Source organism: Streptomyces sp. NPDC057654 (assembly GCF_042800135.1).
In the GTDB taxonomy this organism is placed as follows: domain Bacteria; phylum Actinomycetota; class Actinomycetes; order Streptomycetales; family Streptomycetaceae; genus Streptomyces.
In genome coordinates, this window is sequence record NZ_JBHVHQ010000826.1 from 1 (window position 1) to 3,847 (window position 3,847).

The following is a 3,847-nucleotide window of genomic DNA, read 5'->3' on the forward strand; positions in this document are numbered from 1 at the left end:
CCTGTACGCCGTGCCCGGCTCGCCCGTCGCACCCGAGGACGCCGCGATGCTCCAGGAGGCCGCCGAGGGGGCCCGTACGGCCTTCGCGGTGCCCGAGGAGGCGCACGCCGTGGACGTCGTGCGGGACGCGGCGCTCGGGCTGCTCGGGGACGGCCCGGAGCAGCGGGACTTCTGCGCGCGCTTCGCGCAGACCGCGTCCGCGCTGCGCGCCAAGTCCGTCGAGGACACCGCCTTCTACCGGTACGCGCCGCTGCTGTCCGCCGCCGAGGTCGGCGGCGCGCCCGAGCGTCCGGCCGTGTCCCCGCGGGAGTTCCACGCCTACTGCGCCCGTACGCAGCGCGACTGGCCGTCCTCCGGGACGGTCCTGTCCACGCACGACACGAAGCGGAGCGCGGACGTCCGGGCGCGGATCGCGGCGCTCGCCGAACATCCCCGCCAGTGGCGCGAGTTGCTGGCGTCACTGGAGCCCCTGGCGCCTCTGGACCGGGACGCGCACCATACGGCGGCGGGCGGCGCGCCCGACGCACATGTGGCGTGGGTGGCGTGGCAGCTGGCGCTGGGGCTGGCCGGTACGGACGTGGGCGCGGACACGGGCGCGGACGCAGGGCGGCTGGCGCCGGCGGTGCTCAAGAGCGTGCGGGAGGCCGCGTTGCGCACCACCTGGACCGAGCCGGACGCGGCGTACGAGGCGGCGGTGACGGCGTTCGTGGAGGCGGGGCCCTGCGGTCCGGCGGGGGCCGAACTCGCCCGGTTCCGCGCCGAGCTCGCGCCGTCCGTACGGGCCAACACCCTCGGAGCGGCCCTGCTGCACCTGACCATGCCGGGCGTACCGGACCTCTATATGGGCACCGAACGCGAATATCTCGCCCTCGTCGACCCGGACAACCGCCGCCCGCCGCGCTTCCCGGTCCAGCCCCTCACGGAGACCGACGAGGCCCCACGCGGCCTTTCGGACGAAAAGCTGCTCCTGACCCGCACCGTGCTGCGGCTGCGCCGGGCGCACCCCGAGTGGTTCGGCGCCGCCGCCTCGTACGAGCCGCTGGAGGCCGCCGGTCCGGCCGCCGGCCACTGCACCGCCTTCGTCCGCTCGGGCGCGGCGGTCAGCGTGGTCACCCGGCTCCCCCGCCGCCTCGCGGAGTCCGGCGGCTGGCGCGGCACGGAGCTGCGGCTCCCGGGGGCAGAGGGGGCCGGCTGGCGCGAGTCGCTGACGGGCCGGGGCTTCGGCGGTCCCTCCGTACCGCTGGCCGAGCTGCTGGACCGCCGCCCGGTGGCGCTTCTCGTACGGGCGTGAGCCGATGGCGCTTCTCGTACGGGCGTGAGCCCACGCGCGTCAGCCGCCCTCCGCTCAGCCGCCCTTCCGCTTGGCGAGGGCGTCCGAGAGGGCCTCCGACGCGACGAGGACCGCCGTGCCGAGTACGGCCAGAACGATGCCCGCGAAGACCTCGTAGCCCTTCACAAAGGGGAGGCGCGTGAACAGCCACACCGGACGGTGCCAGCCCGTGAAATGGCACACCAGGCCCGCGGCGCCTTCTACGAACAGGGCCACGCCCAGCAGCTCCCATGTCTTCTTCATGCCGCCACGCTAGGAAAGCGCAGGCCGGGGATGGGTCGGCCGAAGGTATACGGCTGTGCGACTTTGGTCGTCGATCGGGTTCGTGACCGTCCGCCGCGCCCGTCGGGTCAGTAGGTTCGTCGGCATGAACAGCTCATCGGGGGCCCGTACGGCGCGCGACTGGATCGTGGACATCTCCTGCTTCCTGCTCGCCGCGGCGTTCATCCTGCTCGCCTCCAAGCCGGCGGCGAGCGTGTCCGGCACGACGCACGGCGTGCTCGTCACCGACCAGGTGGTGGGCGCGCTGAGCTGCGCCGCGCTGTGGCTGCGGCGGCGGTGGCCGTTGGAGCTGGCGGTCGTGTTGGTGTCCCTCAGCGCGTTCTCGCAGTTCGTGCCGGGTGCGGCGGCGGTGGCGGTGTTCACGGTCGCCGTGCACCGGCCGTTCCGTGTCACCGCGTGGCTGGGCGGTCTGGCGGTGGCGACCACGGTCGTCGAGCCGCTCGTACGCCCCGATCCGGGCCTTTCCCTCACCGCGGCGGTGCTGGTCGGCTCCATGCTCTATCTCGCGGTGATCGGCTGGGGCATGTTCGTCCGCTCCCGCCGCCAGTTGCTGCTGTCGTTGCGCGAGCGGGCGCGGCGCGCCGAGGCCGAGGCCGGACTGCGGGCGGAGCGGGCGCAGCGGCTGACGCGGGAGCGGATCGCCCGCGAGATGCACGACGTGCTGGCACACCGGCTGTCGCTGCTGAGCGTCCACGCGGGCGCGCTCGAATACCGCCCGGACGCGCCGCCGGAGCAGATCGCCGTGGCGGCCGGGGTGATCCGCGACAGCGCGCACCAGGCGCTGGAGGATCTGCGGGAGGTCATCGGGGTGCTCCGCGCCCCGGACGACGAGGGCGACGGGGAGGGGGACGGCGGCGAGGGCGGCGGCGGGGCCCGGCCGCAGCCCACCCTGGCCGACCTGCCGCGCCTGGTGGCGGAGGCGCGGCTGGCCGGTACGGACGTCTCGTACGAGTCGCTGCCCGCCGGTGCGAGAGCCGACGCCGTGGCCGGGGGCGTGCCCGCCGCCACCGGCCGGACGGCGTACCGGATCGTGCAGGAAGGGCTGACCAACGCCCGTAAGCACGCGCCGGACGCGACGGTCGACGTAAGGATCACGGGGGCGGCGGGCGAGGGGCTGAGCGTGACCGTCAGCAATCCGCTGCCACTGGCTCCGGGCGCTTCGCGGTCGGCGATCCCGGGGGCCGGGCAAGGACTGATCGGCCTTGCCGAACGGGCGCAGCTCGCGGGCGGCCGGCTGGAGAGCGGCGCGGTGGGCGGTGTGGTGGGCGGTGTGGTGGGCGGTGTGGTGGGCGGTGTGGACGGCGCTGCCTTCCGGCTGGCCGCCTGGCTACCGTGGCCCTCATGACCGATCCCGCCCGTCCGGCCCCCGCGCACGCGTCCGCTCCCGAACCGCCCTCCGTACGACTGCTGCTCGTGGACGACGACCCGCTCGTACGAGCCGGGCTGCGCCTCATGCTGGGCGGCGCGCCGGATCTGGAGATCGTCGCCGAGGCGTCCGACGGCGGCGAGGTGCTGCCGCTGGTGGACCGGTACGCGCCCGACGTCGTCCTCATGGACATCCGGATGCCGGCCATGGACGGCCTGGCGGCGACCGAGGAATTGTGTCGGCGACCGCATCCGCCGCAGGTCATCGTGTTGACGACGTTCCACGCCGACGAACAGGTGCTGCGCGCGCTGCGGGCCGGGGCGGCCGGATTCGTCCTGAAGGACACGCCGCCGGCCGAGATCGTCGCGGCCGTACGGCGGGTGGCGGCGGGCGAGCCGGCGCTCTCGCCGGCCGTGGTGCGGCAGCTCGTCTCGCATGTGGCGGGCTCGGGCGCGAACGGCCGCCAGGCGCGGGCGCGGGCGCAGCTGGGGCAGTTGAACGACCGGGAGCGGGAGGTGGCCGTCGCGGTCGGGCAGGGAAGGGCGAACGCCGAGATCGCGGAGACGCTGTTCATGAGCGTCGCGACGGTCAAGATGCATGTGTCGCGGATTCTCGCCAAGCTCGACCTGTCGAACCGGGTCCAGATCGCGTTGCTGGCCCACGACGCGGGGCTGATCGACCGGGAGTAGACGGGATCGCGGCGCGGGAGGGGCACGAACGCCCGTAGCGGAGCACCATAGGGAAATCGCCGTCCGTAGAGACAGCCCGGAGAACAGGGGGCCGACAATGCGGTTCGAGGTGTGGTCGCCCGACGCGCGGCGGGTTTCGCTGCGGCTCCAGGGCCACGAGCACGGCATGGAGCGCGATCC

Annotated in this window: 3 protein-coding genes and 1 pseudogene; 3 read left to right on the top strand and 1 reads right to left on the bottom strand. The window is 74.5% G+C overall.

Features of this window, described 5'->3' with window-relative positions; all coding sequences use genetic code 11:
* Positions 1-1,291, top strand: a pseudogene (locus ACFU99_RS36595) (malto-oligosyltrehalose synthase); the annotation flags it as partial.
* A gap of 54 nt (positions 1,292-1,345) precedes the next feature.
* On the opposite strand, the gene ACFU99_RS36600 reads toward ACFU99_RS36595, so the two are convergent.
* The gene (locus ACFU99_RS36600; RefSeq protein WP_384400844.1) at positions 1,346-1,573 is read right to left on the bottom strand and encodes a hypothetical protein; all 228 of its coding nucleotides are present in this window, start codon (positions 1,571-1,573) and stop codon (positions 1,346-1,348) included.
* A 124-nt stretch (positions 1,574-1,697) separates the two neighbouring features.
* Between ACFU99_RS36600 and ACFU99_RS36605 the strand changes: the two genes are divergently transcribed.
* Entirely contained in the window at positions 1,698-2,957 is a 1,260-nt protein-coding gene (locus tag ACFU99_RS36605) for a sensor histidine kinase (RefSeq protein WP_384400847.1), read from the top strand.
* The gene (locus ACFU99_RS36610; RefSeq protein WP_384400850.1) at positions 2,954-3,667 is read left to right on the top strand and encodes a response regulator; all 714 of its coding nucleotides are present in this window, start codon (positions 2,954-2,956) and stop codon (positions 3,665-3,667) included. Before ACFU99_RS36605 ends, ACFU99_RS36610 begins: the two co-directional genes overlap by 4 nt.
* Positions 3,668-3,847: the final 180 nt, after the last annotated feature.